Genomic DNA, 25,835 nt, shown 5'->3' on the forward strand with positions numbered 1-25,835 from the left:
TCCTCCTCAGCCGGGAGGGGGCGGCGTGCTGACGTTCGTCGTGCGCCGCCTCGGCCTCCTGGTCGTCGTCCTGTTCGGGTTGTCGCTGCTGCTGTTCGCCTGGATCCGGGCCCTGCCCGGGGACCCCGCGCGGGCCCTGCTGGGGGAGAAGGCGACCCCGGCGGGCATCGCCTCGGTCAACGCCCGCTACGGGTTCGACCAGCCCGTGTGGCAGCAGTACCTCACCTACCTCGGGCAGATCGTGCGCGGTGACTTCGGGTCCTCCATCAACACCGGGGAACCCGTCGTCTCCACGTTCGCCGAGCGGTTCCCCGCCACCATCGAGCTGGCGCTGGCCGCGCTGGTCCTCGCCATCGCCCTCGGGATCCCGCTGGGCTACCTCGCCGCCCGCCGCCGCGGCGGCTGGCTGGACAACGCCGTCGTCGGCGGCTCGCTGCTCGGGGTCGTCGTCCCGGTGTTCTTCCTCGCCGTCATCCTCAAGTACCTCCTGGCCATCGAGCTGGGGTGGTTCCCCACCACCGGGCGGCAGGACGCCCGCATCGACGCGACCCACGTCACGAACTTCTACGTGCTCGACGGGTTGCTGACCCGGGAGTGGGACGCGAGCTGGGACGCGCTGGTGCACCTCGTGCTGCCCGCGCTGGCCCTGGGGTCCATCCCGCTGGCCATCATCGTCCGCATCACCCGGGCCTCGGTGCTCGACGTCCTGGGCGACGACCACGTCCGCACGGCGCGGGCCAAGGGCCTGCCGCAGGGGATCATCAGCCGCCGGCACGTGCTGCGCAACGCGCTGCTGCCGGTGTCCACGACGCTCGGCCTGCAAGCGGGTGCGCTGCTGTCCGGGGCGGTGCTGACCGAGACGGTGTTCGCCATCAACGGCATCGGCAGCTACCTCTTCGACGCCGTCACGCAGCTGGACTACCCGGTGCTGCAAGGGTTCATCCTGTTCATCGCCGTCATGTACGCGCTGGTCAACCTCGTGGTGGACGTCAGCTACGGGTTCATCGATCCGAGGGTTCGAGTCTCATGAGCGCACTGGACGCACTGACCCCCCAGACCCCCGCCGCGGCGGAGGTCACCGGGGAGGCGGGCCTCGGTCCCTGGCACGCCGCCTGGCGGCGGTTGCGCCGCAACCCCTCCGGCATCGTGGGCGCCGTCCTCGTGCTGCTGTTCGTGCTCGTCGCGATCGCGGCCCCGCTGCTGGCGCCCTACCGGCCGGCGACGGCGGAGTGGTTCGGCGAGGTCACCCCCACCCAGGTGCCGGGCCCCAGCGAGGACCACCCGCTGGGGCTGGACTCCTTCGGGTCGGACCTGCTGACCCAGCTCATCTACGGCGCGCGCTCCTCGCTGGTCATCGGCGTGGTCTCCACCGCCATCGGGCTGGCCGCGGGCGCCCTGCTGGGCGTCCTCGCGGGCGGCATCGGCGGCTGGGTCGACACCCTCGTCATGCGCGTCGTCGACGTCCTGCTGTCGATCCCCTCGCTGCTGCTGGCGGTGTCGATCGCCGCGGTGCTGGACCGCGGCTCGTTCTCGATCATGCTGGCCATCTCGGCGGCGCAGGTGCCGATCTTCGCCCGCCTGCTGCGGGCGTCCCTGCTGGCCCAGCGCGGCCAGGACTACGTCGTCGCCCTGAAGTCGCTGGGGTTGCGCCAGCGCCGGATCGTCGTGGGCCACATGCTGCCCAACTCCCTCGGCCCCGTGCTGGTGCAGGCCACCCTGACGCTGGCGACCGCGGTCATCGAGGTCGCCGCCCTGAGCTTCCTGGGCCTGGGCGACCCCGACCCGGCCGTCGCGGAGTGGGGGCGGATGCTCGTCACCGCCCAGGCCCGCCTCGACCAGGCGCCGATGCTGGCCATCTACCCCGGTCTCGCGATCGCCGTCACCGCGCTGGGGTTCACCCTGCTCGGCGAGGCGCTGCGCGAGGCCCTCGACCCGAGGAGTTCCCGATGAGCCTGCTGGAGGTCGACGACCTGCGGGTCGTGTTCTCCCGCAAGGGCGGACCCAGCACCACGGCCGTGGACGGGGTGTCCTTCTCCGTCGACGCCGGGGAGGTCGTCGGCCTGGTCGGGGAGTCCGGGTGCGGGAAGTCCGTCACCTCGCTGGCCGTCATGGGGCTGCTGCCCCAGCGCACCGCGACGGTCACCGGCGCGGTGCGCTTCGACGGCACCGACCTGCTGACCCTCAGCCCCGCGCAGCTGGCCAGGCGCCGCGGCCGGGACCTGGCCATGGTGTTCCAGGACCCGATGACCTCGCTGAACCCCGTCCTGACCCTGGGGCGGCAGCTCACCGAGGTGCTGCGCACCCACACCGACCTCGACCGCGCCGCGGCGAAGCGGGAGGCCGTGGAGCTGCTCGGCCGGGTCGGGATCCCCGACCCGCGGCGGCGGGTGGGGGAGTACCCCCACCAGCTGTCCGGGGGGATGCGCCAGCGCGTCCTCATCGCCATCGCCCTGGCCTGCTCCCCGCGCCTCATCATCGCCGACGAGCCCACGACCGCCCTCGACGTGACGATCCAGGCCCAGGTGCTGGACCTGCTCACGACCCTGGTCCGGGAGTCGGGGACCGCCATGGTCCTCATCACCCACGACCTCGGCGTCGTCGCCGGCACCTGCGACCGGGTCAACGTCCTCTACGCCGGGCGCGTCGTGGAGCAGGCCGGGCGGAACGACCTCTTCGCCCAGCCCCGGCACCGCTACACCACGGGGCTGCTCGCCGCCGTCCCCCGCGTCGACGCCCCCGAGGGCACGGCGCTGCAACCCGTCCCGGGTTCCGTGCGCGACCGGCTGGAGTGGGCGCAGGGCTGCGCGTTCGCCCCGCGCTGCGGCTTCGCCGACGACGCCTGCCGCCGCGGCGACATCGCCCTGACCGGCCCCGCCGGCTCCCCCCACCTCGCGCGGTGCGTCCACCCCGCCGCAGACGCCCTGGAGGCCACCCCGTGACCCGCCCGACGCCGGACACCGCGCAGCCCGCGAGGGAGGCGGCGGGCGAGCCGCTGCTCAGCGTGCGGGACCTGCAGGTGCACTACCCCATCCGCTCGGGGGTCCTGCGCCGCGCCGTCGGAGCGGTCAAGGCCGTCGACGGGGTCGACCTCGACGTCCCGCGCGGGACGACCTACGGGCTGGTGGGGGAGTCCGGCTGCGGCAAGTCGACGCTGGGCCGGGCCGTGCTGCGGCTGTCCGAACCCACGGGCGGGTCGGTGCGCATCGCCGGCCGGGACCTGCTCGGCCTCGGGCCGGAGGAGCTGCGGCGGGCCCGGCGGCAGATGCAGATGGTCTTCCAGGACCCCCTAGCCAGCCTCGACCCCCGCCAGACCGTGGAGAGCGCCCTCGTGGAGCCCCTCGCGGTGCACGGGGTGCCGGGGGGACCCGCAGCCTGGCGGACCCGGGTCCGCGGCCTGCTGGACCGCGTGGGCCTGCCCGCGGGCGCGGGGGCGAAGTACCCGCACGAGTTCTCCGGCGGGCAGCGCCAGCGCGTCGGCATCGCCCGCGCCCTCGTCCTCGACCCCGACCTGCTGGTGGCCGACGAGCCGGTCTCGGCCCTCGACGTCTCCGTGCAGGCCCAGGTGCTGGTCCTGCTGGAGGAGCTCCAGCGCGACCTCGGGCTGACCTACCTCGTCATCGCCCACGACCTCGCCGTGGTCAAGCACGTCTCCACCACCGTGGGGGTCATGTACCTCGGCGGCATCGTCGAGGAGGGCACCAGCAGCGGCCTCTACGCCCGCCCGCTGCACCCCTACACCCGGGCCCTGCTGTCCGCGGCCCCCGTGCCCGACCCGGTGGCCGAGGCGACGCGGGAGCGGATCCTGCTCGCCGGGGACCTGCCCAGCCCCGCCGACCCCCCGTCGGGCTGCCGCTTCCGGACCCGCTGCCCGTGGGTGCAGCCGACCCGCTGCCACGAGGAGCGCCCGCGGCTGCGCGTCCTCGAGGGCCACCCGGCCACGCAGAAGGTGGCCTGCCACTTCGCCGAGGACATCGAGGCCGGGCGCATCGCCCCGGTGGACCGTTCCGCGGCCGCCTGACCCACCCCCCGCGGGGACCCCCGCCCCGCGGGGGTCCCCCCTGCCGTTGCAGCCCCGTGACCAGGGTGGATAGGTTCAGCCGACTTCCTCCTGGTGCTCCGTCGGCCCCCGACGCGAGGCCGAGGACCCGAGTGGACTACCCCGAGGTGACTCCGTGGCTCTGCCTCCCCTGACCGCCGAACAGCGCGCCGCCGCCCTGGAGAAGGCGGCCGCCGCCCGGCGCGAGCGCGCCGCGGTGAAGCACCGCCTGAAGTACACCGGCGGGAGCCTCGAGGAGGTCATCAGGGAGGGCCAGGAGAACGAGGTCCTCGGCAAGATGAAGGTCTCGGCGCTGCTGGAGTCGCTGCCCAACGTGGGCAAGGTGCGCGCCAAGCACATCATGGAGGAGATCGGGATCTCCGAGTCGCGCCGCGTGCGCGGCCTGGGGGCGCACCAGATCGCCGCGCTCGTCGAGCGCTTCGGCCGCCAGGACGCCCAGGACGCCCAGGACGCCGCCGGGAGCGCGTCCTGAACGCCGAACCGCGCCTGACCGTCCTGGCCGGCCCCACCGCCGTGGGGAAGGGCACCGTCTCCACCGACCTGCGCACCCGCTACCCCGAGGTCTGGATCTCGGTGTCGGCCACGACCCGGGCCCAGCGCCCCGGCGAGGTCGACGGCGTGCACTACCACTTCGTCTCCGAGGAGACCTTCGACGCCTACGTGCGCGACGGGGAGCTGCTGGAGTGGGCCCGCGTGCACGGCCGGCACCGCTACGGCACCCCGCGCGGTCCCGTCCTCGAGGTGCTGGCCTCCGGCCGGCCCGCGCTGCTGGAGATCGACCTCGCCGGCGCCCGCCAGGTCCGCGAGGCCATGCCCGAGGCCCGGTTCGTCTTCCTCGCCCCGCCGAGCTGGGACGAGCTGGTCCGCCGCCTCGTCGGGCGCGGCACCGAGTCCGAGGAGGAGCGCGAGCGCCGCCTGGCGACCGCGCGGGTGGAGCTGGCGGCCGAACCGGAGTTCGACGTGACCATCTACAACGACGACGTGCAGCGGGCCACCGACGAGCTCGTAAGATGGATGGGTCTGCCGGTCAGCTGACCGCCAGCTCTCGAACCGAGGAGAAGAACCGTGGCTGGAACCGTCGCGTCGCCCGAGGGCATCACCAACCCGCCCATCGACGACCTGCTGACGGCTGCCGACTCCAAGTACGCGCTGGTCATCTACGCGGCCAAGCGCGCCCGGCAGATCAACGCCTACTACTCCCAGCTGGGCGAGGGTCTGCTGGAGTACGTCGGTCCGCTCGTCGAGACGCACGTGCAGGAGAAGGCGCTGTCCGTGGCCATGCGCGAGATCAACGAGGGTCTGCTGACCTCGGAGCCGATCGAGCAGCAGTGAGCACCCCCCGCGACCCCGAGCCCGGCCCGCGCGTCGTCCTGGGGGTCGCGGGAGGCATCGCCGCGTACAAGGCGGCGCTGCTGCTGCGCGAGCTGAGCGAGTCCGGGCACGACGTCACCGTCGTCCCCACCGCCGCCTCCGAGCACTTCGTGGGGCGCGCCACCTGGGAGGCCCTCTCCGGCAAGCCGGTCGCCTCCGACGTCTGGACCCGCGCCGACGAGGTCCCGCACGTGCGGCTGGGCCGGCACGCCGACCTCGTCGTCGTCGCCCCCGCCACCGCCGACCTGCTGGCCCGCGCCGCGCACGGCCTCGCCGACGACCTGCTCACCAACGTCCTGCTCACCGCGACCTGCCCGGTGCTGCTGGTCCCCGCCATGCACACCGAGATGTGGCTGAACCCGGCCGTGCAGGCCAACGTCGCGCTGCTGCGCTCGCGGGGGGTCACCGTCCTCGACCCCGCCTCCGGGCGCCTCACCGGCGCCGACACCGGCCCGGGACGGATGCCGGAACCCGCCGACGTCGCCGCGGCCTGCCGCCGGCTGCTGGGGTCCGGCTCGCGCCCGCGCGACCTCGAGGGCCGCCGGGTCGTGGTCTCCGCCGGGGGCACCCGCGAACCGCTGGACCCCGTCCGCTTCCTGGGCAACCGGTCCTCGGGCCGGCAGGGGGTGGCGCTGGCCGCGGCCGCCGCCGCCCGCGGCGCGCGCGTGACCCTGGTCGCCGCCCACCTCGAGGTCCCCGTCCCCGCCGGCGTCGAGGTCGTGGGCGTGACGACGGCGGCCGAGCTGGGCGAGGCGGTGCGGGCCCGCGCGGCGGGCTCCGACGTCGTCGTCATGGCCGCCGCGGTCGCCGACTTCCGCCCCGCGACCCGCACGAGCACCAAGATCAAGAAGTCCGACGACCCCGCCCGCGACCCCGTCGTCGTCCTGGAGCGCAACCCCGACGTCCTCGCGGGACTGGTGCGCGAGCGCGTCGGCGCCGCCCCCGTGGTCGTGGGCTTCGCCGCCGAGACCGGCGACGCGAGCGGCAGCGTCCTGGAGCACGGCCGGGCCAAGCTGGCCCGCAAGGGCTGCGACCTGCTGGTGCTCAACGAGGTGGGGGAGACCCGGGGCTTCGCCGCCGCGACGAACGCCGTGACGCTCCTCGGCGCCGACGGCTCCGAGCGGGAGGTCCCCGAGGCCGGCAAGGACGTCGTGGCCGACGCGGTCTGGGACGCCGTGGTGCCTATGCTGACGTCCCCGGCGACACCGACCGGTGGAACGACCCCCCTGGAGACTGGAGCCCCGTGACCACCCCGCTTCGCCTGTTCACCTCCGAGTCGGTCACCGAGGGGCACCCGGACAAGATCTGCGACCAGATCTCCGACGGGATCCTCGACGCGCTGCTGGCCCAGGACCCCAAGAGCCGCGTCGCGGTCGAGACGATGGTCACCACCGGCCTGGTGCACGTGGCCGGCGAGGTCACCACCGACGCCTACGCCGACATCCCCACCATCGTGCGCCGCACGCTGCTGGACATCGGCTACGACTCCTCCGCCAAGGGCTTCGACGGCCGCACCTGCGGGGTCGAGGTCTCCATCGGCTCGCAGTCCCCGGACATCGCCCAGGGCGTGGACGAGGCGTGGGAGAACCGCCAGGACGGCGGGGGCGCGGACCCCCTCGACCTGCAGGGCGCCGGCGACCAGGGCCTCATGTTCGGCTACGCCTGCGACGAGACGCCCGAGCTCATGCCGCTGCCGATCCACCTGGCCCACCAGCTCTCGCAGCGGCTCTCGGAGGTCCGCAAGAAGGGGGAGATCCCCTACCTGCGCCCCGACGGCAAGACCCAGGTGACGATCGGCTACGACGGCGACCGGGCCGTGCGCCTGGACACCGTCGTGCTCTCCACCCAGCACGAGCCCGACGTCGACCTCGTCAAGACGCTCACCCCCGACGTCCGCCGCCACGTCATCGAGCCCGTGCTGGAGGGCCTCGACCTCGACACCTCCGACATCCGGCTGCTGGTGAACCCGACCGGCCGCTTCGAGATCGGCGGCCCGATGGGCGACGCCGGCCTGACCGGCCGCAAGATCATCGTCGACACCTACGGCGGCATGGCCCGCCACGGCGGGGGCGCGTTCTCCGGCAAGGACCCCTCCAAGGTCGACCGCTCCGCCGCGTACGCGATGCGGTGGGTCGCCAAGAACGTCGTCGCCGCGGGGCTCGCCACGCGCTGCGAGGTCCAGGTCGCCTACGCCATCGGCAAGGCGCAGCCGGTGGGGCTCTACGTCGAGACCTTCGGCACCGAGAAGGTCGCCCGCGGCCGCATCGAGTCCGCCATCCGCGACGTGTTCGACCTGCGCCCGGCCGCGATCGTGCGCGACCTGCAGCTCCTCCAGCCGATCTACGCCCCGACCGCGGCCTACGGCCACTTCGGCCGCGAGCTGCCCGGGTTCTCCTGGGAGCGCACCGACCGGGTGGAGGCCCTGCGGGCCGCGACGGCCTGACCCCTTGCCCGACGAGCCGGACGCCCAGCCCGCCCAGACCGCCCTGGACGGGCTGAGCGCCCCCGCCCCGGCGAGGAAGCGCCCGGCCCGGAAGGCGAAGGCGCTCGAGGGGGTCGCGGAGTCCGAGCCGGTCGCGCGGGTGCTGGTGTCCTCGCAGCTGCCGCACCTGGACCGCCCCTTCGACTACCTGGTGCCCGCCTCGATGGAGCACACCGCCGAGCCGGGGCGCCTGGTCCGGGTCCCCTTCGCCGGGACCGACGCCGAGGGCTACGTCCTGGAACGGCTCGCCGCGAGCGAGCACCCGGGCCGCCTCGCCCGGCTGCGGCGGGTCGTGTCCGGGGTGGCGCTGCTGACCCCCGCGACGCTGGAGCTGTGCCGCGCGGTCGCGGCCGAGTACGCGGGCACCCTCTCCGACGTCGTGCGCCTGGCCGTGCCCGGCCGCCACGCCGGGGCCGAGGACGCCGTCCTGGGGGCCGCCCCCGTCGTCCACGACCCCGTCGTCCTGGGGGAGGACCTGCACGGCTGGGAACGCCACAGCGCCGGTCCCGCCTTCCTCGCCCACGTCCGCGACGGCGGGTCCCCGCGCGCGGTCGCGACGTTCGCCCCCGGCACCGACCCCGCCGCCCTGCTGGCCCTCGCCGCCCGCGCGACGCTGGCCTCCGGCCGCACGGCGCTGCTGGTCGTGCCCGACCACCGCGACCTGGACCGGCTCTCGGCGGCCCTGGACCGGGTGGTCCCCGAGGGCCACGTCCGCCTCGAGGCCGAGGCCGGCCCCTCCCCGCGCTACCGGGCCTTCCTGGAGGCCCTCACCGGCCGGGCCCGCGTCGTCGCCGGGACCCGCGCCGCGGTGTTCGCCCCGCTGCCCAACCTCGGGTTGGTCGCCGTCCTCGACGACGGCGACGACTCCCACGCCGACCAGCGCGCGCCCTACCCCCACGTCCGCGAGGTCGCGGTGCTGCGCGCGGAGCAGACCGGCTCGGCGGCCCTCTTCGCCGGCCGGACCCGGACCGCGGAGACGCAGCTGCTGCTGGAGTCCGGGTGGGCGCGGCCGGTGCTGGCCACCCGCGACGTCGTGCGCGCCTCCTCCCCGCGGATCGCGGTCGCCGGGACCAGCGGCCACGACGCCCAGGACCCCCTCGCCGCCGCGGCCCGCCTGCCCAGCGACGGGTGGCGGGTGCTGCGCGAGGCCGTGCGCCGCGGGCCGGTGCTGGTGCAGGTGCCGCGCACCGGCTACGTGCCCACCCTGGCGTGCCAGGCGTGCCGGGAACCGGCCCGCTGCACCTCCTGCCACGGTCCGCTCGCGGTGACCGGGGCCGGGGAGCGGGCCTCCTGCCGCTGGTGCGGGCGGCCCGCGACCGACTGGGTCTGCCCGAACTGCGGGGACGACCGCTTCCGCGCCGTCGTCACCGGCGCCCGGCGCACCGCCGAGGAGCTGGGACGGGCCTTTCCCGGGGTGGACGTGCGCACCTCCGGCGGGTCGCAGGTCCTGGACACCGTCCCCGACCGCCCCTCGCTGGTGATCTCCACGCCCGGGGCCGAACCGGTCGCGCCCGCCGGGTACGCGGCGGCGCTGCTGCTGGACGGCTGGGCGCTGCTGGCCCGCCCCGACCTGCGGGCCCAGGAGGAGGCGTTCCGGCGCTGGACCGCGGCGGCGTCGCTGGTGCGGCCCGCCTCCGAGGGGGGCGCGGTCGTCGTCGTCGCCGACCCGCAGGCCGCCGCGGTCCAGGCCCTGGTGCGCTGGGACCCCGCCGGGTTCGCCGAGCGGGAGCTGGCCCAGCGCCGCGAGCTCGACCTGCCCCCCGCCGCCCGGTTCGCCGGGCTCATCGGGGTCGCGGCCGACGTCGAGGAGTTCGTCGCGGCCCTGACCACGAGCGGGCCGCCGCTGCCGGGGGTGCGGGTCCTGGGCCCGCTGCCCGTCCCCGAGCAGCCGGGACGGGCGCCGATGGTGCGCAGCGTCGTGCGGGTGCCCCGCCCGGAGTCGGCGGCGCTGACGAGCGCGCTGAAGAACGTCACCACCGGGCGCAGCGTGCGCAAGCTGCCCCTGGTGCGGGTGCGGGTGGACCCCCTCCAGATCGGGTGAGCCCACCGGCTGGGATCGCGCGCGGGCGCCGGCGGGTGCAGGCTCGCGGCGTGGACTTCCGACACCTCGGCCGCTCCGGCCTCAAGATCAGCGAGATCACCTACGGCAACTGGCTCACCCACGGCTCCCAGGTCGAGAACGAGGCGGCGATCGCCTGCGTGCACGCCGCCCTCGACGCGGGGATCACCACCTTCGACACCGCCGACGTCTACGCCAACACCGTCGCCGAGACCGTCCTCGGGCAGGCGCTGAAGGGGCAGCGGCGGGAGTCCCTGGAGATCCTCACCAAGGTCTTCGGGCCCATCGGACCCAAGCAGCACAACGACACCGGTCTCTCCCGCAAGCACGTCCTCGAGGCGTGCGAGGGGTCGCTGCGCCGTCTCGGCACCGACCACATCGACCTCTACCAGGCGCACCGCTACGACTACGCGACGCCGCTGGAGGAGACGATGCAGGCCTTCGCCGACCTCGTGCGGCAGGGCAAGGTCCTCTACGTCGGGGTCAGCGAGTGGACGGCCGAGCAGCTGCGCGCCGGGCACGCCCTCGCCCAGCAGCTGGGCTTCCAGCTCATCTCCAACCAGCCCCAGTACTCCATGCTCTGGCGCGTCATCGAGGAGGAGGTCGTCCCGACCTCGCGCGAGCTCGGGGTCTCCCAGGTGGTCTGGTCGCCCATCGCGCAGGGGGTGCTGACCGGCAAGTACGTCCCCGGCGGCCAGCCGCCCGAGGGGTCGCGCGCCACCGACACCAAGGGCGGCGCGGACATGATCAAGCGCTTCATGCGCGACGACGTCCTCTCCCGGGTGCAGGAGCTCAAGCCGGTCGCCTCCGACCTCGGCCTCTCCATGGCCCAGCTCGCCGTGGCCTGGGTCCTGCAGAACGACAACGTCGCGACCGCGATCATCGGCGCCTCCCGCCCGGAGCAGGTGCACGACAACGCCGGTGCCGCGGGCAAGACGATCCCCGCCGACGCCCTGGCCCGCATCGACGCCGTCCTCGGCGACGTCGTGGAGCGCGACCCGGCGAAGACCCACGAGTCCTCGCCCAAGCAGCGCGAGGTCTGACCTCCCGCTCCGGCTCAGGACTCCCGGTCCGAGCGCGGCAGCGGGGTGAAGGCCCGGGTGTCCCACGGCGACCAGGACGCCTGCGGGGCGCGGGGGGCGGGGCGGGCGGGGGCCGGGCGCTGCTCGGCCACCGCCCGCGCCGCCCGGGCGCGCGGGCGCACCACGGCCAGCTCGACGAGCGCGCCGGCCACGGCCACGAGCATGAGGATCCGCCCCACCATCGCCACGTCCACGACCTCGACCTCGACGTGGACGGCGAAGGCCAGGATTGCCCCGATCGTCAGCAGGCAGCAGCTGTTCCCCATGCGCACCGCCCCAGCCTCCGCGCCGGCGCGCCGGGGACGCGCCCCGCTCACCCGCCCGCCGCAGCCGGGTCCCCCCGCCGGGGGCCGGGGAAGCACGCAGCGCCACCTGACCGCGACCGGCGGTGACGGGTGGCGACGGTGCCGGTGCGGGTGCCCGGGATCGCCGGTGGAGAGGGGGCGGGACGGGCGCGCCTACACTTGAGCGGCCCGTTCCAGCCGTCTCACCAGGGAGCCTCGTGGCGATCCAGCCCATCCGACTCTTCGGGGACCCCGTCCTGCGCCAGCGCGCGGACGAGGTCACCACCTTCGACAAGGAGCTGCGCCAGCTCGTCAAGGACCTCGAGGACACGATGCTCGCCGCCCCCGGGGCCGGTCTCGCCGCCCCGCAGCTCGGGGTCTCGCTGCGGGTGTTCACCTACCACGCCGACGACGAGATCGGGCACCTGGTCAACCCCGTCCTGGACCTGTCCGAGGAGTGCCAGGAGGGCGACGAGGGGTGCCTGTCGTTCCCCGGGATCGTCGCCGACACCCGCCGCTCGCTGCACGTGGTGGCCAAGGGCTTCGACATGCACGGCGAGCCGATCACGATCACGGGGTCGGAGTTCAAGGCCCGCGCCATCCAGCACGAGACCGATCACCTCGACGGCGTCCTCTTCATCGACCGCCTCGACAAGGCCCAGCGCAAGCTCGCCCTCAAGGCCGTCCGCGAAGCGGAGTGGCTCGGCCTGGAGACCCCGCAGGTGAAGGTCTCCCCGCACGACACCTTCGGTCAGGCGAGGTAGTGCGCCTCGTCCTCGCCGGCACCCCTGAGGTCGCCGTCCCCGCCCTCGACGCGCTCCTCGCCAGCCGCCACGAGGTCGTCGCCGTCCTCACCCGCCCCGACGCCGCCGCCGGTCGCGGCCGCAAGCAGGTGGCCTCGCCCGTGGCGCTACGCGCCCGCGAGGCCGGGCTGCCGCTGCTGCAGCCGGAGAAGCCGGGCGGTGAGGAGTTCCTCGCCGCCCTGCGCGAGCTCGCCCCCGACGCCTGCCCCGTCGTCGCCTACGGCGCGCTCGTGCCCCGGGCCGCGCTCGAGGTGCCCCGCTTCGGCTGGCTGAACCTGCACTTCTCGCTGCTGCCCGCCTGGCGCGGGGCCGCGCCCGTGCAGCGCGCGGTGATGAACGGCGACGACGTCACCGGCGCCTGCGTCTTCCAGCTCGAGGAGGGCCTGGACACCGGCCCCGTCCACGCCTCGTTCGCCGAGCCCGTCGGGCCCACCGACACCGCCGGCGACCTGCTGTCCCGCCTGGCCGTGCGCGGGGCCGGGGTCCTCGTCGAGGTGCTCGACGCGATCGAGGCGGGCACCGCGCACGCCGTCCCCCAGCCCGCCGAGGGCGTCTCGCTCGCCCCCAAGATCACCGTCGAGGAGGCCCGGGTCGACTGGGCCGCGACGGCCACCGAGATCGACCGGCGGGTCCGCGGCTGCACCCCGGAACCGGGCGCGTGGACGACGTTCCGCGGGGAGCGGTTCAAGGTCGGCCCCGTGGTGCCCGTGCCGGACCCGGTGCCGGCCGGGCGGATCGCGGTGGAGCGCAAGCGCGTGCTCGTGGGCACCGCGCAGGGCTCCGTGGTGCTGGGCACCGTCCAGCCCGCGGGCAAGAAGGCGATGAGCGCGACCGACTGGGCGCGCGGGACCCGGCCGCAGCCGGGGGAGGAGTTCTCGTGACCGGACCGAAACTGGGGACGGGTCAGCAGCGGACCCCGCGCAGCGGGGTCAAGCAGGACCGCTTCACCCGCGTCGACGCGTCGCGGAAGGTCGCCTACGAGGTGCTGCGCGCGGTGTCCGCCGACGACGCCTACGCCAACCTCGTGCTGCCGAGGATGCTGCGCGACCGGCGCCTGAACGGGCGCGACGCGGCCTTCGCCACCGAGCTGGCCTACGGCGTCCTGCGCGGGCGGGGCACCTACGACGCCCTGCTCGCCACCCTCGTCGACCGCCCCCTCGCCGAGCTCGACGCGGGGGTCCTCGACGTCCTGCGGATGGGCCTGCACCAGCTGCTCGCGATGCGGGTGCCCGACCACGCCGCCGTCGCGACCAGCGTCGCGCTGGCCCGCAACGTCGTCGGCGGTGGCCCCGCGGGGTTGATCAACGCCGTGCTGCGCAGCGCCGCCGGCCGCGACCTCGACACCTGGGTCGCCGAGGTCGCCACCACGGGGAACGAGGACGACGACCTCGCCGTCCGGTACTCCCACCCGCAGTGGATCGTCCGCAGCCTGCGCGAGGCCCTGCGCGCCCACGGCCACGAGGCCGCCGAGCTCACCGACCTCCTCGTGGCCGACAACACCCCGGCCCAGGTCGCGGTGGCCGCCCTGCCCGGCCTCTCCGAACCCGCCGACCTGGTGCGGCGGGCGTCCTTCCTGGAGGTCGTCCCCGGCCGCTGGTCCGCCACCGCCGTCCAGCTCGTCCACGGCGACCCCGGCCAGCTCTCGCTGGTCCGCGAGGGCCGCGCGCGCGTCCAGGACGAGGGGTCCCAGATCGTCGCCCAGCTGCTGGCCGCCGCCGCGCTCGAGGGCCGCGACGAGCGCTGGCTGGACCTGTGCGCGGGGCCCGGGGGGAAGGCGGCGCTGCTCGCGGCCACCGCCGCCCAGCGCGGGGCCCGCCTCACCGCCGTCGAGGTGGCCCCGCACCGCGCGGAGCTCGTCCGCTCCGCGCTGGCCGCCGTCCCCGGCGGGGCCGAGGTGCGCGTCGGCGACGGCCGCGAGGTCGGCGCCGACGAGCCCGCCGCCTACGACCGGGTGCTCGTCGACGCCCCCTGCACCGGGCTGGGCGCGCTGCGCCGGCGACCGGAGGCGCGCTGGCGGCGCACCCCCGCCGACCTCGGCGCGCTCGGGCCGCTGCAGCGGGACCTGCTCGCCTCGGCCCTGGACGCCGTGCGCCCCGGCGGGGTCGTCGCCTACGCGACGTGCTCGCCGGTGCTCAGCGAGACCCGCCTCGTCGTCGACGACGCCGTGAAGGCCGCCGCCAAGCGCGGGGTCGTCGTGCAGCGCCTCGACACCCCCGCCGTCCTGGAGCAGGTCGTACCCGGGATGCCCTCGGCCGCCGCGGGCCGGGCCGTGCAGCTGTGGCCGCACACCCACGGGACCGACGCCATGCACGTGGCGCTGCTGCGCCGGGAGAGCTGAGCGCGGGACCCCGGCGGGGGCCGCGGTGCCCCCGCCCGGGGCGACGTGAGAGCTTCGGGGCGTGAACTCCGCCGAGAAGGCCGCACGACTGCGGCAGCTGCACGAAGACCCCGAGCTCCTCGTCCTGGTCAACGTCTGGGACGCGGTGTCCGCCACCGTCGTCGCGGGCGAACCGCGGACGAGGGCGCTGGCCACCGCCGGGCACTCCATCGCCGCCACCTTCGGCTACGGCGACGGGGAGCAGATCCCCCTCGACCTCGCGCTGTCCCTCGTCGAGCGCATCGTCGGCGCCGCCGGGGACCTGCCCGTCTCCGCCGACCTCGACGGCGGCTTCGGGAACGCGGGGGAGACCGTTCGCAAGGCCATCGGCGTCGGCGTCGTCGGCGCCAACGTCGAGGACCAGCTGCGGCCGCTGGCCGAGTCGGTCGCGAACGTCGAGGCGATCGTCGCCGCGGGGGAGGCCGAGGGTGTCCCCTTCGTCCTCAACGCCCGCACCGACGCCCTGGTCAGGGGCGGTGACCGCGGCCGCGACGTGTGGCTGCCCGACGCGATCGAGCGCGGCCGGGCGTACCTCGCCGCCGGGGCCACCAGCGTCTTCGTGCCCGGCCCCCTCGACGAGGACGCCGTGCAGCAGCTCGTCGCCGCGTTCGGCCCGCAGAAGCTCTCCGTCATCGGCTTCCCCGGCGTCCCCGACCAGGCGCGGCTGGCCGAGCTCGGCGTCGCGCGCATCACCTACGGGCCGCTGACCCAGCGCGTCGCGCTCACCGCCCTGCAGGACGCCGCCCGCGGCATCTACGCCGGCGGCGGCATCCCCGAGGGCACCCGGCCGCTGAACTAGTGATTTCCGCCGCCTCGGGCCGGATCGGCTAACGGCGCGGCCGGGCGGTGGGCGAGGATGCGGTCCGTGACCTGGATCGAGGACCTCGCCCGCCGCGCCGACGCCGTGCTGCCCGACTACGTGTCGGCCTACTACCACTCCAACGCCGGCGACGGCTCGTGCGACCGCGAGGGCATCGCCGACTGGAACGCGTTCCGGATGCGGCCCAGCGTGCTGCGCGACGCCTCGGCCCAGAGCACCGCCACCGAGGTCCTCGGGACGCCGGTGGCCGCACCGGTCCTCGTGGCCCCCATGGCCCAGCAGGTCGGGGCCCGCCCCGAGGGCGAGGTCCTCACCGCCCGGGGCGCGGCGAAGGCCGGCACCCTGCTCGGGGTCTCCACCAACACCGGGGCGAGGTTCGCCGACATCGCCGCCGAGGGCGCGCCCTGGTGGTACCAGGTCTACGTCGCCCGGAACCGCGACGCCACGCGCATCCTCGTCGAGCGGGCCGCCGCGGCGGAGGCGAAGGCGCTCATCCTCACCGTCGACACCACCCCGCTGGGGCGCGAGGTCCCCGCCATCGACCCCCGCAACTGGCCCGCGGGCCCGCGCAAGAACCGCACCGCCAACCTCACCGAGGCCGAGCTGGACCGCTTCGGGTCCGACACCGACATGGCCCTCGACCTCACCCCCGACACCATCGGCTGGCTGGCCGACGTCTCCGGGCTGCCCGTGCTCTGCAAGGGCGTGCTGACCGCCCGTGACGCCCGCCGCTGCGTCGACGCCGGCGCCGAGGGGATCATCGTCTCCACCCACGGCGGCCGCCGCCTGGGCACCTCGGTGACCTCCGCCTTCGCGCTGCCGGAGATCCTCGCCGAGGTCGGCTCCGAGGTCGAGGTCCACGTCGACTCCGGCATCCGCGGCGGCGCGCAGGCCGCCGCCGCGATCGCCCTGGGCGCGAAGGCCGTGCACGTCGGGCGCCCCGTCATGTGGGGGCTGGCCGCCGACGGCGCCGACGGGGTCGCGACCGTCCTGGGGAACTACCAGGCCGAGCTGGTGACCACGTTGCGGCAGCTGGGGATCGGCTCGATCCGCGACCTGGGCCCCGCCGACGTCGTCGCCCGCGGCGCGGCTAGGGTCTGACCGTGTCCCGCTCCGTCCAGGTCAACCCCAGCATCCTCTCCGCGGACTTCGCCAACCTCGAGGCGGAGCTGCGGCGGATCTCCACCGCCGACGCCGCGCACGTCGACGTCATGGACGGGCACTTCGTCCCGAACCTGACCCTCGGCCTGCCGATCGTCGAGGCGCTGCAGCGGGTCTCGCCGATCCCGCTGGACTGCCACCTCATGATCGAGGCGCCGGACCGCTGGGCCCCCGCCTACGCCGAGGCCGGCGCGGCGGGCGTCACCTTCCACGCCGAGGCCGCGATGGCCCCGGTGAAGCTGGCCCGCGAGATCCGGGCCGCGGGGGGGCGCGCGGGGATCGCGCTGCGCCCGGCGACGCCGCTGGAACCGTTCGTGGACCTGCTCGCCGAGTTCGACATGCTCCTGGTGATGACCGTCGAGCCCGGTTTCGGCGGCCAGAGCTTCCTCGACGTGACCCTGCCCAAGATCGCCCGCGCCCGCGCCGCGATCGGCGACCTCGACGTGCGCCTGCAGGTCGACGGCGGGGTCTCCGCGAGCACCATCGAGCGGGCCGCCGAGGCCGGCGCGGACGTCTTCGTCGCCGGGTCGGCCGTCTACGGGGCCGAGGACGCCGCCGCGGCGATCGGCACCCTCCGCGAGCTCGCCGCCGGGGCCTGCCGGCACTGAACGCCCGGCGCGGCGGCGGGTGCCCCGCGTGGCACACTGGCGCGAGCAAGACCAACAGCTAGACCGCACGACACGCGTGCTCCGGGGTCGGTGCAATTCCGAACCGGCGGTGACAGTCCGCGAGCCCCCGCTTCGGCGGGTGGTTGATCCGGTGGAACTCCGGGACCGACGGTGAGAGTCCGGATGGGAGGCAGCGCGCGGTGTCGTCGGTGCGAGCCGTCGTCGCCGCCCTCCGGCGCGCGCCCCGGCCCTCCCGACGGCACCCGGGTCGGCGGTCCGCTGCGGTGCACCCTGCCCGGGTCCCGCCGGCGGCCGCCGGTGCCTCCCCGCGTCGAACCCCGGAGTCCGCCGACGGACGTCCGCACCAGTTCGAGGAGGCCCTCCGGTGTTCACCGGGATCGTTGAGGAGATCGGCGAGGTCGTCGCCGTGGAGTTCGGCGCGGAGTCGGCGCGGCTGACCGTGCGCGGCCCGCTCGTCGTCTCCGACGCCGTGCACGGCGCGTCCATCGCCGTGGGCGGTGTCTGCCTGACCGTCGTGGACCAGCCCGGACCCGGGACCTTCACCGTGGACGTCATGCAGGAGTCGTTGCGCCGCAGCTCCCTGCGCGACGTCGCCCCCGGACGCCGGGTCAACCTGGAACGGGCCCTGGCCGCCCACGGCCGCCTCGGCGGGCACATCGTGCAGGGCCACGTCGACGGCACCGGGACGATCACCGCCCGCACCCCCGGCGACGCCTGGGAGGTCGTGCGGATCGCCGTCCCGGCCGACCTGGCCCGCTACGTCGTGGAGAAGGGCTCCATCACCGTCGACGGCACCTCGCTCACCGTCTCCGCGGTCAGCGCCGTCGAGGAGGACGAGCCGTGGCTGGAGGTGTCCCTCATCCCCACCACCCTCGACCTCACCACGCTGGGGAGCGCCCCGGTGGGCACCACGGTCAACCTCGAGGTCGACGTGCTGGCCAAGTACGTGGAACGGCTCAACGCGTTCGGCCGCGCGGGCGGGGCGTCGGCGTGAGCGCCCCCGCCGTCCCGGCGGGCACGGCGGTCGCCGCGGCGCTGGACGCGCTGCGCGCGGGCCGGCCCGTCCTGGTCAGCGACGCCGCGGACCGCGAGAACGAGGGCGACGTCGTCCTCTCCGCCCAGCTCGCCACCGCCGAGTGGGTCGGCTGGGCCGTGCGGCACACCTCCGGGATGCTCTGCGCGCCGATGCCGGCCGAACGGGCCGACGCCCTGGGGCTGCCGCGGATGGTCGAGCGCAACGAGGACTCCTACCGCACCGACTACACCGTCAGCTGCGACGCGGCCTCCGGGGTCACCACCGGCATCTCCGCCGCCGACCGCGCCCGCACCGCGCGGGTGCTGGCCGAGCCGTCCTCGGGCCCCGGCGACCTCATCCGCCCCGGTCACGTCTTCCCCCTGCGGGCCCGCCCGGGCGGGGTGCTGGAACGCCCCGGGCACACCGAGGCCGCCGTCGACCTGTGCCGCCTGGCGGGACTCGCGCCGGTCGGGCTCATCTCCGAACTCGTCGAGGACGACGGTTCGATGTCACGCTGGGACCAGATCGTCGCACTGGGTGAGCAGTACGACCTGCCCGTGCTGACCATCGCCGACCTGCGGACGCACCTGTCCGCGGCGGCGGACTGAGGAACGGACGAGGAGGACCTGGCATGAGCGGGGACGGGAGCCCGGAGATCGAGGTCGACGGCAGCGGGCTGCGCGTCGCGGTGGTCGCGGCGCGCTGGCACGCGGAGACGATGGACGGCCTGCTGGCCGGCGCCCGGCGCGCGCTGGAGGCCTCGGGGGTCACCGAGGTCACCGAGGTCCGGGTGCCCGGGGCGTTCGAGCTGCCCGTGGCCGCGGCGCGGCTGGCCCGGGCGGGCCACGACGCCGTCGTGGCCCTGGGGGTCGTCATCCGCGGTGGCACCCCGCACTTCGACTACGTCTGCGACGCCGCGACCCAGGGCCTGACCCAGGTCGCGGTCACCACCGGGGTGCCCATCGGCTTCGGGGTGCTGACCGTCGACAACGAGGCGCAGGCGCTGCACCGGGCCGGGCTGCGCGGGTCGCGCGAGGACAAGGGCGCCGAAGCCGTGCTCGCGGCCCTGGAGACCGTCGTCGCGCTGCGCGGCGTCGCCCCCCTGCCCCAGGGCTGACGGCCCGCCCCGCACCCGTCCCGCCGGGGAACCCCGGTGGGACGGGTGCCGGGGTGGTGGTCGGGGCGAGGGGGCGCAGCGCCTAGACTCCCGACACGTGAAGACCTTCGACGCCCTGTTCGCGGAACTGAGCGACAAGGCGCTGACCCGGCCCCACGGGTCCGGGACGGTGCAGGAACTGGACGCCGGGGTCCACGCCATCGGCAAGAAGGTCGTCGAGGAGGCGGCCGAGGTCTGGATGGCGGCGGAGCACGAGTCCGGGGAACGGACCGCCGAGGAGATCTCGCAGCTGCTGTACCACCTGCAGGTGCTGATGATCGCCCGCGGACTGACCCTCGACGACGTGTACGCCCACCTCTAGGAGATCCCTTGCCCGCGAGCCAGCTCCGCATCGCTGTCCCCAACAAGGGGGCCCTGTCCGAGGCCGCCAGCGCCATGCTGCGCGAGGCCGGGTACAACCAGCGCCGCGACGCGAAGGAACTCATCCTCGACGACCCGGACAACTCCGCGCAGTTCGTCTTCCTGCGCCCGCGCGACATCGCCCTCTACGTCGGGTCGGGGACCCTCGACGTCGGCATCACCGGCCGCGACCTGCTGCTGGACTCCCGCGCCCCGGCCGACGAGATCCTGCCGCTGGGCTTCGCCCGCAGCACCTTCCGCTTCGCCGGCCGCCCCGGGGTCGCCTCCTCCGTCGCCGACCTGCAGGGCCGGCGGATCGCCACCAGCTACTCCGGCCTGCTGGGCAAGCACCTCGCCGAGCACGGCGTGACCGCCGACGTCGTCCACCTCGACGGGGCCGTGGAGACCGCCGTCGCCCTGGGCATCGCCGACGTGATCGCCGACGTCGTCGAGACCGGGACGACGCTGCGCGCGGCCGGCCTGGAGGTCTTCGGCGAGGCGATCATGCGCTCGGAGGCGACGCTCGTGCGCCGCGCGGGAGCACCCGCGGACCCGGCCGTGGACGTCCTCGTCCGCCGCCTGCAGGGCGTCCTCGTCGCCCGCCAGTACGTGATGGTCGACTACGACTGCCCCAGGGACATCGTCGAGCGGGCCTGCGCGGTCGCCCCCGGGCTGGAGTCGCCCACGGTCTCGCCCACCGCCAACCCCGACTGGGTCGCGGTGCGGGTCATGGTGCGCAAGGCCGCGACCAACCAGGTCATGGACGAGCTCTACGACCTCGGCGCGCGCGCCATCCTCGTCACCAGCATCCACGCCTGCCGGTTGTGAGCGGCGCGACGCCCCGCGCAGGCGGGGGGACGGCCGCGCCGCGGGTGTTCCGGCCCCGCCGGGCCCGCGTCGTCGGCCTCGCCTTCGCCGTCGGCATCGTCGTCGTCTGGGTCGGCATGGCGATCGGGCTGTCCCTGGCCCCGGACTCCGGCTGGGGCGCGCAGGACACCGTGAGCGCCGCGGTCTTCGCCGCGCTGCTGGCCGGGGTCCTCGTGCGGCTGGTCAGCGTGCGGGCCCGGGCGGACGCGGAGGGCCTGGAGGTCCGCAACGTCGTCTTCACCCGGCGCGTGGACTGGGGCGCGATCGTCGCCGTCCGCTTCGGCGGGGCCGACCCGTGGCTGACCCTCGACCTCGACGACGGCGAGAACCTCGCCGTGATGGCCGTCCAGCGCGCCGACGGGGAGTTCGCCCGCGCCGAGGCGCTGCGGCTGGCGCGGCTGGTCGAGGCGCACGCCCCCCGGCCGCCGCAGGACACCCGCGACTAGCGCCAGAGCGGCTCCCCGCCCACGGCGGTGGCGCTGCTGAGGACCACGTCGGGGCGGAAGCGCTCGCGCGAGAACAGCTCCGCCTCCTGGGCGGCCCACGCGTCCCAGTGCGGGGTGAAGGTCTCCCCGTCGCGGGCCAGCGCCCGCGCCCGCCGCAGCTCCGCGTCGGCCTCCAGCCGCACGAGCAGGTCCACCGGGCGCGCGCACCCCGCACCCACGCCCTCCACGACGACCGTCCCCGACGTCGGCAGCGCCACCTCGCGCACGTAGGCGCCCCGGGCCCAGTCCCACACCGGGTGCGACGTAGGGGCTCCCGAGCGCAGCCCGTCGAGGACCTCCCCGAGCAGCTCGACGGCGGCGGCCAGCCCCGACCAGCCGGGGTACAGGTCGTCCAGGTGGACGACCGCGGCCCCGGTCCGCCGGGCCAGGGCCGCGGCGAGGTCGGTCTTGCCCGTCCCGGAGCGGCCGTCGACGGCGACGACGCGCGGCCCGGCCCCCGGCGCCGCGACGGCGGCCAGCCGCGCGGCGAGCCCGTCGACGACGTCGGCGGTGGAGCGGCCGGTCAGAACCACGTCGGGCACCACGGCGCCTCGGGCGTGGCGAACAGCCGTTGCAGCGCGTGCGCGTCGGCGGGGGAGCACCGCAGCCGGCCCGCGCGGTGCAGCGCCATCGCGGACGTCCCGCCCAGCAGCAGCGACGCCAGCTCGCCCACCCCCAGCACGACGTCGGGGGCGGCGCCGGTGGTGCTCACCTCGGGCGACAGCCACCCCTCGCCGTCGCCCCGCTCACCCGGGGCGACGTGCAGGCGGACGGTGGCACCAGCCAGCCCGAGGGGGTCGACCACCTCCAGCACCAGCGTCCCCGCGCCCAGGTAGCGACGGGCGCTCAGGGCGCCGACGACGTCGAGGACGCGCAGCCACAGGAAGTCGTCGACCGGGCCGGTCTGCACGGCCCGGGGGTCCACGAGCAGGTGGGGCAGCAGCTCGTCCACCGGGCGGTCCGCGGCCCGGGTGCTGCGCACCAGGTCGATCGACGTCACGAACTCCCACAGCGCCCGGTAGGCCGCGGGGGTCGTCGCGCTCAGGTCGGCCACGGTCGCCGTCCCGCCCGCCACCCGGCCGGTGGAGGTGTCGGCGAGGTCGTAGGCGACGTAGCCGTCGGGGACCCCGGCCTCGTCGCGGTGCAGGACGACGTGTCCGCGCGTCCCCAGCCAGCGTCCCTCGCCGCGCCGCCCGGCCGCCGCCCACCAGGCCGCGTCGCGGGGGAACCCCCCGGGCCGGGCGCGCCGGGCGCGGTCGTGGACCCGGGCGAGGTCCTCGGTGCGCCCGGCGGGGACGAACTCCAGGCTCCCCGGCGCCGACGGCGCGTCGGGGCGGAAGCGGACGTGGGTGTGGTCGACGACCAGGCTCGTGGAGCGCGTCGCGGTCCCGAAGCCGAACCGGCCGTAGATGGGCGCCTCGGCGGCGATGAGGGCGGCGAGCGCCAGGCCCCCGTCGCGGGCCCGCTCCAGGTCGGCGGTGAGCATCCGCGAGAGCAGCCCGCGCCGGCGGTGGGTCGGCAGGACGGTCGCGGTCGAGACGGCGTCGACGACCACCGGCTCGGCCCCCGGCACCGCCACCTCGGCGTCGAAGGTCCGCAGCGTGGCCACCACGCGCTCCTCGCCGCCGACGACGTCGCGCACGGCGGTGAGGCGGTGGTCGGCGACCTCGGCGAGCCGCTCGTCGAGGGCCTCCTCGGTGGGGGCCGGCTGCAGGAAGGCGGCGCGGCTGGCGGTGGCCCAGTCCCGCAGGGCCACCCGGTCGCGCGGGTCGATCGAGGTCATCGGCAGGGCAGCGTCCACCCGGGCGACGCTACCGGCCCGCACCGGACCGGACGGGTGCGGGAGCGGTCTACCCTTCCCTCCGTGAGCGTCGCCGTCCGTGTCATCCCCTGCCTCGACGTCGACGCCGGCCGCGTCGTCAAGGGCGTCAACTTCGCCGACCTGCGCGACGCGGGCGACCCCGTCGAACTGGCCCGCCGCTACGACGCGGAGGGCGCCGACGAGCTCACCTTCCTCGACGTCACCGCCTCCTCCGGCTCGCGCGAGACGACCTACGACGTGGTGCGCCGCACCGCGGAGCAGGTCTTCATCCCCCTCACCGTGGGGGGCGGGGTCCGCAGCGTCGCCGACGTGGAGAAGCTGCTGCGCGCCGGGGCGGACAAGGTCGGGGTCAACACCGCCGCCATCGCCCGCCCCGAGCTCATCGGCGAGATCGCCCACCGCTTCGGCGCCCAGGTCCTGGTGCTGTCCGTCGACGCCCGGCGGACCCTGCCCGGGGAACCCACCACCGCGTCGGGCTTCGAGGTGACCACCCACGGGGGCCGGCGGGGGACGGGGCTGGACGCCGTCGAGTGGGCCGCGCGCGCCGCGGAGCTGGGGGCGGGGGAGATCCTGCTCAACTCGATGGACGCCGACGGCACGAAGGCCGGGTTCGACCTGGAGATGCTGACCGAGGTCCGTGCCCGCGTCACCGTCCCCCTGGTCGCCAGCGGCGGCGCGGGCGCCGTGGGGCACTTCCCGCCCGCCGTGGCGGCCGGCGCCGACGCGGTGCTGGCCGCGAGCGTCTTCCACTTCGGGCAGCTCACCGTCGGCGAGGTCAAGGACGCGCTGCGCGCCGCCGGGTCGGCCGTCCGCTAGCCGGGCGCTACGCCGGGGTACCCCGAGGAGCGCTACGCCGGGGGCTGCTCGGGGAAGGCCTCGCGGAAGCGCTGCACCACGGCCGGGGCGCCGTCCACCCGCACCCGCGCGCGGCTGCGGCGGCCGAAGGCGTGCAGCAGCAGCTCCGCGGGGTCCCCGGTCAGCGACACCGCGTCGGGGGCCGAGCGCACCACCGCGCGCGGACCGCCCGGGGTGACCAGCACGACCCCGACCCCGGCGCGGCGGTAGGCGACGCGGCCCAGCACCCGCACCGTCCGCCACAGCGACGCCGCTTGGCCCGGGGGCAGCTCGCGGGGGGCCCACCCCTCCTGGGCGCGCAGGACGTCCTCGTGGTGGACGAAGAACTCCGCGGAGTTGACCAGGGCGTCCAGCGCCGGCAGCCGCAGCGGGCCGCGGGGACCGCTGCGCACGCGCTGGACGAGGTCCTCGAACGGCTGCGCCGCCAGCTCGGCCCAGACCCGGTCCCGGTGGGGCCGCAGCGGGGGGACGGTCTCGCCGAGGACCACGTCGGGGCGGTTGTCGCGCACCGCCAGGTGCACCAGCAGGTCGCGCACGTCCCAGCCCGCGCACAGCGTGGGGGCGTCCGGTCCGACCCGGGAGGCGGTGTCGCACAACGCGTCGCGTTCGCGCCGCGCGTCGTCGCGGTGGCCGGGTGCGGCCGGGGGCGTCGTCATGGCCGCATCGTGCCACCCGCGGCGGGCGGCGCCGCGCGGGGGCGGTGAGACCATGACCGGCGTGTCCTCGTCCCCCCCTCCCGCGACCGGCCCCGCGACCGTGCCCCCGCTCGACCCGGCGCTGGCCGCCCGGCTGAAGCGCACCGACACCGGTCTCGTGTGCGCGGTCGTCCAGCAGCACGACACCCGCGAGGTCCTCATGGTCGCCTGGATGGACGACGAGGCCCTCGCCAGCACCCTGGCCACCGGCCGGGCCACGTACTACTCCCGCAGCCGGCGCTCGCTGTGGCGCAAGGGCGACACCTCCGGGCACGTCCAGTGGGTCAAGCGGGTGTCGCTGGACTGCGACGGCGACGCGCTGCTCGTGGAGGTCGACCAGGTCGGGGCGGCCTGCCACACCGGGGACCGCACCTGCTTCGACGCCTCCCCGCTGCCGGTCCGGGTGGGCTCGCGGGCGGAGGCGTGAGCGCCGGCCGCGGACGCGGCCCGCTGCTGCTGACCGGCGCGGCCGGGGCCGTCCTCGCCCTCGCCGCGGGCGCGCCCACGTGGGTCACCGGGTCGGTGCCCACCGCGACCGGGACGGCCGCCGTGGTGGCCACCGGCCGCGACGGCGCCCCCGCGGCCACCGCCCTGGCCCTGGTGAGCCTGGCCGCCGTGGTGGCCTCCACGCTGGGCCGGCGGCTGGCGCGCACCGTCGCCGCCCTCGTCCTGGTCCTCGGGGGGGCCGGGACGGTCCTGGCCAGCCTCGCCGTCGCCACCGCCCCGCAGGACGCCCTCGCCGCCCCCGCCCGCGCCGCCAGCGGCACCACCGGGGCCGTCCTCGCCGGGGAGCCCTCGGTCCGGCCCTGGCCCGTCGTGTCCGCCGCGGGCGGGGCGCTGGTGCTGGTCGCCGGCGCGGGGGTGCTGCTGCGCTCGCGCCGCTGGGCGCGGGAGGGCGACCCCGCCGCGACGTCCACGCGCCACGAGCGCGACGCCACCCGGATCCGCACCGCCCCGGCCCCCGGCGACGACCCCGCGGCGGCCTGGGACTCCCTGACCCACGGCGAGGACCCGACCCGCTGAAGCCGCCCGGCCCGGGCCGACCCACCACGCCCGGCGGAGCGGAGGGGGGGTGGGTACGGTGTGCGTCGTACCCCCAGCAGGTCCGCACCGTCCCCAGGAGCCCAGCGTGAGCAGCCAGCAGACCCCGTCGTCCCCCCACGGGCCCGCCGACATCGCCGACGAGCACGGTCACGGGCACAGCGTGGCGGCGTGGGCCGGGGTCGCGGTCTGCCTGCTCGGCTTCCTCATCCTCTGCCTCGCGGTCGTCTTCCCGAGCTGGACGTGGGGGATCGTCGGCGGGGTCGTCATCCTGGCCTCCCTCGTCGTCGCCGCCGTCCTGGCCAGGGCCGGGTACGGGGTCAAGGGCGCCGACGGCAAGCCCGTCGGAGCCTCGCGCCCCAAGCGCTGAGACCCCTCCCGCGCGGGCCCGCCCCAGTGGTGTCCGGACGGCCG

30 protein-coding genes, 1 pseudogene and 1 riboswitch are annotated in these 25,835 nt (G+C 76.0%); of the genes and pseudogenes, 27 read left to right on the forward strand and 4 right to left on the reverse strand.

All coding sequences use genetic code 11. The annotated features are described in order from the left end of the window. The first annotated feature begins 25 nt into the window (after window positions 1–25). From KRAD_RS19055 to KRAD_RS19105, 11 genes are all read left to right on the forward strand, one after another. Window positions 26–1,030: an ABC transporter permease gene (locus KRAD_RS19055; protein WP_012087292.1), complete on the forward strand. Its 1,005-nt coding sequence runs from the start codon at window positions 26–28 to the stop codon at window positions 1,028–1,030. Next, the gene (locus KRAD_RS19060) at window positions 1,027–1,950 is read left to right on the forward strand and encodes an ABC transporter permease (protein WP_012087293.1); all 924 of its coding nucleotides are present in this window, start codon (window positions 1,027–1,029) and stop codon (window positions 1,948–1,950) included. The genes KRAD_RS19055 and KRAD_RS19060 overlap by 4 nt, the downstream gene beginning before the upstream one ends. Further along, complete coding sequence (locus tag KRAD_RS19065; protein WP_012087294.1) at window positions 1,947–2,939, forward strand: ABC transporter ATP-binding protein; 993 nt, start codon at window positions 1,947–1,949, stop codon at window positions 2,937–2,939. Before KRAD_RS19060 ends, KRAD_RS19065 begins: the two co-directional genes overlap by 4 nt. Beyond that, the gene (locus tag KRAD_RS19070; RefSeq protein ID WP_012087295.1) at window positions 2,936–4,018 is read left to right on the forward strand and encodes an ABC transporter ATP-binding protein; all 1,083 of its coding nucleotides are present in this window, start codon (window positions 2,936–2,938) and stop codon (window positions 4,016–4,018) included. Before KRAD_RS19065 ends, KRAD_RS19070 begins: the two co-directional genes overlap by 4 nt. Window positions 4,019–4,172: 154 nt before the next feature. Further along, the gene (gene mihF, locus KRAD_RS19075; RefSeq protein ID WP_012087296.1) at window positions 4,173–4,529 is read left to right on the forward strand and encodes an integration host factor, actinobacterial type; all 357 of its coding nucleotides are present in this window, start codon (window positions 4,173–4,175) and stop codon (window positions 4,527–4,529) included. Further along, the gene (gene gmk / locus KRAD_RS19080) at window positions 4,526–5,092 is read left to right on the forward strand and encodes a guanylate kinase (protein ID WP_041292216.1); all 567 of its coding nucleotides are present in this window, start codon (window positions 4,526–4,528) and stop codon (window positions 5,090–5,092) included. The genes mihF and gmk overlap by 4 nt, the downstream gene beginning before the upstream one ends. Before the next feature lie 30 nt (window positions 5,093–5,122). Then, the gene (gene rpoZ / locus KRAD_RS19085; protein ID WP_012087298.1) at window positions 5,123–5,389 is read left to right on the forward strand and encodes a DNA-directed RNA polymerase subunit omega; all 267 of its coding nucleotides are present in this window, start codon (window positions 5,123–5,125) and stop codon (window positions 5,387–5,389) included. Next, on the forward strand, window positions 5,386–6,675 hold the full coding sequence (coaBC, locus tag KRAD_RS19090) for a bifunctional phosphopantothenoylcysteine decarboxylase/phosphopantothenate--cysteine ligase CoaBC (protein ID WP_012087299.1): 1,290 nt from the start codon (window positions 5,386–5,388) through the stop codon (window positions 6,673–6,675). The genes rpoZ and coaBC overlap by 4 nt, the downstream gene beginning before the upstream one ends. Next, a complete protein-coding gene (gene metK, locus KRAD_RS19095) occupies window positions 6,672–7,871 on the forward strand; it encodes a methionine adenosyltransferase (RefSeq protein ID WP_012087300.1) in 1,200 nt (399 codons plus the stop codon). The genes coaBC and metK overlap by 4 nt, the downstream gene beginning before the upstream one ends. A gap of 4 nt (window positions 7,872–7,875) precedes the next feature. Then, entirely contained in the window at window positions 7,876–9,951 is a 2,076-nt protein-coding gene (locus KRAD_RS19100; RefSeq protein WP_012087301.1) for a primosomal protein N', read from the forward strand. A gap of 50 nt (window positions 9,952–10,001) precedes the next feature. Beyond that, window positions 10,002–11,012 (forward strand): aldo/keto reductase family protein, encoded by a 1,011-nt coding sequence (locus KRAD_RS19105; protein WP_012087302.1) that lies wholly within the window; start codon window positions 10,002–10,004, stop codon window positions 11,010–11,012. A 14-nt stretch (window positions 11,013–11,026) separates the two neighbouring features. Here KRAD_RS19105 and KRAD_RS24600 read toward each other — a convergent pair whose 3' ends face one another. After that, a complete protein-coding gene (locus tag KRAD_RS24600; protein ID WP_238985858.1) occupies window positions 11,027–11,317 on the reverse strand; it encodes a DUF6458 family protein in 291 nt (96 codons plus the stop codon). A gap of 236 nt (window positions 11,318–11,553) precedes the next feature. Here KRAD_RS24600 and def point away from each other — a divergent pair, with 236 nt between their 5' ends. The 12 genes and pseudogenes from def (at window position 11,554) to KRAD_RS19170 (ending at window position 20,969) form a co-directional block, all read left to right on the forward strand. Continuing rightward, a complete protein-coding gene (def, locus tag KRAD_RS19115) occupies window positions 11,554–12,099 on the forward strand; it encodes a peptide deformylase (RefSeq protein WP_012087304.1) in 546 nt (181 codons plus the stop codon). Then, entirely contained in the window at window positions 12,099–13,019 is a 921-nt protein-coding gene (fmt, locus tag KRAD_RS19120; RefSeq protein WP_012087305.1) for a methionyl-tRNA formyltransferase, read from the forward strand. Before def ends, fmt begins: the two co-directional genes overlap by 1 nt. Further along, on the forward strand, window positions 13,016–14,476 hold the full coding sequence (locus tag KRAD_RS19125; RefSeq protein ID WP_012087306.1) for an RsmB/NOP family class I SAM-dependent RNA methyltransferase: 1,461 nt from the start codon (window positions 13,016–13,018) through the stop codon (window positions 14,474–14,476). The genes fmt and KRAD_RS19125 overlap by 4 nt, the downstream gene beginning before the upstream one ends. 61 nt (window positions 14,477–14,537) lie before the next feature. Then, on the forward strand, window positions 14,538–15,314 hold the full coding sequence (locus KRAD_RS19130; protein ID WP_012087307.1) for an isocitrate lyase/PEP mutase family protein: 777 nt from the start codon (window positions 14,538–14,540) through the stop codon (window positions 15,312–15,314). Between the two features lie 66 nt (window positions 15,315–15,380). Continuing rightward, window positions 15,381–16,436 (forward strand): alpha-hydroxy acid oxidase, encoded by a 1,056-nt coding sequence (locus KRAD_RS19135; RefSeq protein WP_049821290.1) that lies wholly within the window; start codon window positions 15,381–15,383, stop codon window positions 16,434–16,436. Window positions 16,437–16,438: 2 nt separating this feature from the next. After that, entirely contained in the window at window positions 16,439–17,104 is a 666-nt protein-coding gene (gene rpe, locus KRAD_RS19140; RefSeq protein WP_012087309.1) for a ribulose-phosphate 3-epimerase, read from the forward strand. A 72-nt stretch (window positions 17,105–17,176) separates the two neighbouring features. After that, a riboswitch (FMN riboswitch) is annotated at window positions 17,177–17,303 on the forward strand. A gap of 186 nt (window positions 17,304–17,489) precedes the next feature. Further along, window positions 17,490–18,119, forward strand: a complete 630-nt coding sequence (locus tag KRAD_RS19145) for a riboflavin synthase (RefSeq protein ID WP_012087310.1) — start codon at window positions 17,490–17,492, stop codon at window positions 18,117–18,119. Next, window positions 18,116–18,718: pseudogene (gene ribB, locus KRAD_RS19150) on the forward strand (3,4-dihydroxy-2-butanone-4-phosphate synthase); the annotation flags it as partial. The gene KRAD_RS19145 and the pseudogene ribB, both read left to right, overlap by 4 nt. Window positions 18,719–18,771: 53 nt before the next feature. Further along, window positions 18,772–19,257, forward strand: coding sequence for a 6,7-dimethyl-8-ribityllumazine synthase (gene ribH, locus KRAD_RS19155; RefSeq protein WP_012087312.1), 486 nt, complete (start codon window positions 18,772–18,774; stop codon window positions 19,255–19,257). Between the two features lie 97 nt (window positions 19,258–19,354). Beyond that, on the forward strand, window positions 19,355–19,618 hold the full coding sequence (locus KRAD_RS19160) for a phosphoribosyl-ATP diphosphatase (RefSeq protein ID WP_041292217.1): 264 nt from the start codon (window positions 19,355–19,357) through the stop codon (window positions 19,616–19,618). A gap of 8 nt (window positions 19,619–19,626) precedes the next feature. After that, complete coding sequence (gene hisG / locus KRAD_RS19165; protein ID WP_012087314.1) at window positions 19,627–20,484, forward strand: ATP phosphoribosyltransferase; 858 nt, start codon at window positions 19,627–19,629, stop codon at window positions 20,482–20,484. After that, window positions 20,481–20,969 carry a PH domain-containing protein gene (locus KRAD_RS19170; protein ID WP_012087315.1) on the forward strand — a complete coding sequence of 163 codons (489 nt, stop codon included), beginning with the start codon at window positions 20,481–20,483 and terminating at the stop codon, window positions 20,967–20,969. The genes hisG and KRAD_RS19170 overlap by 4 nt, the downstream gene beginning before the upstream one ends. On the opposite strand, the gene KRAD_RS19175 is transcribed toward KRAD_RS19170, so the two are convergent. Together KRAD_RS19175 and KRAD_RS19180 are read right to left on the reverse strand one after the other, a co-directional pair. Next, window positions 20,966–21,550 carry a nucleoside/nucleotide kinase family protein gene (locus KRAD_RS19175; protein WP_203417614.1) on the reverse strand — a complete coding sequence of 195 codons (585 nt, stop codon included), beginning with the start codon at window positions 21,548–21,550 and terminating at the stop codon, window positions 20,966–20,968. The two genes, KRAD_RS19170 and KRAD_RS19175, sit on opposite strands and share 4 nt — an antisense overlap. Beyond that, the gene (locus KRAD_RS19180; RefSeq protein ID WP_012087317.1) at window positions 21,532–22,809 is read right to left on the reverse strand and encodes a GNAT family N-acetyltransferase; all 1,278 of its coding nucleotides are present in this window, start codon (window positions 22,807–22,809) and stop codon (window positions 21,532–21,534) included. Before KRAD_RS19180 ends, KRAD_RS19175 begins: the two co-directional genes overlap by 19 nt. A gap of 63 nt (window positions 22,810–22,872) precedes the next feature. Between KRAD_RS19180 and hisF the strand changes: the two genes are divergently transcribed. Next, window positions 22,873–23,646 carry an imidazole glycerol phosphate synthase subunit HisF gene (hisF, locus tag KRAD_RS19185; protein ID WP_012087318.1) on the forward strand — a complete coding sequence of 258 codons (774 nt, stop codon included), beginning with the start codon at window positions 22,873–22,875 and terminating at the stop codon, window positions 23,644–23,646. Window positions 23,647–23,678: 32 nt separating this feature from the next. Here the strand turns inward: hisF and KRAD_RS19190 are convergent, their stop codons facing one another. Beyond that, window positions 23,679–24,341: a TIGR03085 family metal-binding protein gene (locus KRAD_RS19190; RefSeq protein WP_049821545.1), complete on the reverse strand. Its 663-nt coding sequence runs from the start codon at window positions 24,339–24,341 to the stop codon at window positions 23,679–23,681. Between the two features lie 52 nt (window positions 24,342–24,393). On the opposite strand from KRAD_RS19190, the gene hisI reads away from it, so the two are divergent. From hisI to KRAD_RS19205, 3 genes are all read left to right on the forward strand, one after another. Next, window positions 24,394–24,807 carry a phosphoribosyl-AMP cyclohydrolase gene (hisI, locus tag KRAD_RS19195; protein WP_049821293.1) on the forward strand — a complete coding sequence of 138 codons (414 nt, stop codon included), beginning with the start codon at window positions 24,394–24,396 and terminating at the stop codon, window positions 24,805–24,807. Then, complete coding sequence (locus KRAD_RS19200; protein ID WP_012087321.1) at window positions 24,804–25,403, forward strand: Trp biosynthesis-associated membrane protein; 600 nt, start codon at window positions 24,804–24,806, stop codon at window positions 25,401–25,403. Before hisI ends, KRAD_RS19200 begins: the two co-directional genes overlap by 4 nt. Before the next feature lie 106 nt (window positions 25,404–25,509). Then, window positions 25,510–25,791, forward strand: a complete 282-nt coding sequence (locus tag KRAD_RS19205; RefSeq protein WP_049821294.1) for an HGxxPAAW family protein — start codon at window positions 25,510–25,512, stop codon at window positions 25,789–25,791. The last annotated feature ends 44 nt before the right edge of the window (window positions 25,792–25,835 follow it).

This window comes from Kineococcus radiotolerans SRS30216 = ATCC BAA-149, assembly GCF_000017305.1.
In the GTDB taxonomy this organism is placed as follows: Bacteria; Actinomycetota; Actinomycetes; order Actinomycetales; family Kineococcaceae; genus Kineococcus; species Kineococcus radiotolerans.

What these genes read in the sequence shown, in the direction of transcription:
- KRAD_RS19060 (WP_012087293.1), top strand. Translation starts at nt 1,027, where the DNA reads ATGAGCGCACTGGACGCACTGACCCCCCAGACCCCCGCCGCGGCGGAG.
- ribH (WP_012087312.1), top strand. Translation starts at nt 18,772, where the DNA reads ATGAGCGGGGACGGGAGCCCGGAGATCGAGGTCGACGGCAGCGGGCTG.
- KRAD_RS24600 (WP_238985858.1), bottom strand. Translation starts at nt 11,317, where the DNA reads ATGGGGAACAGCTGCTGCCTGCTGACGATCGGGGCAATCCTGGCCTTC.
- KRAD_RS19065 (WP_012087294.1), top strand. Translation starts at nt 1,947, where the DNA reads ATGAGCCTGCTGGAGGTCGACGACCTGCGGGTCGTGTTCTCCCGCAAG.
- KRAD_RS19190 (WP_049821545.1), bottom strand. Translation starts at nt 24,341, where the DNA reads ATGACGACGCCCCCGGCCGCACCCGGCCACCGCGACGACGCGCGGCGC.
- hisI (WP_049821293.1), top strand. Translation starts at nt 24,394, where the DNA reads ATGACCGGCGTGTCCTCGTCCCCCCCTCCCGCGACCGGCCCCGCGACC.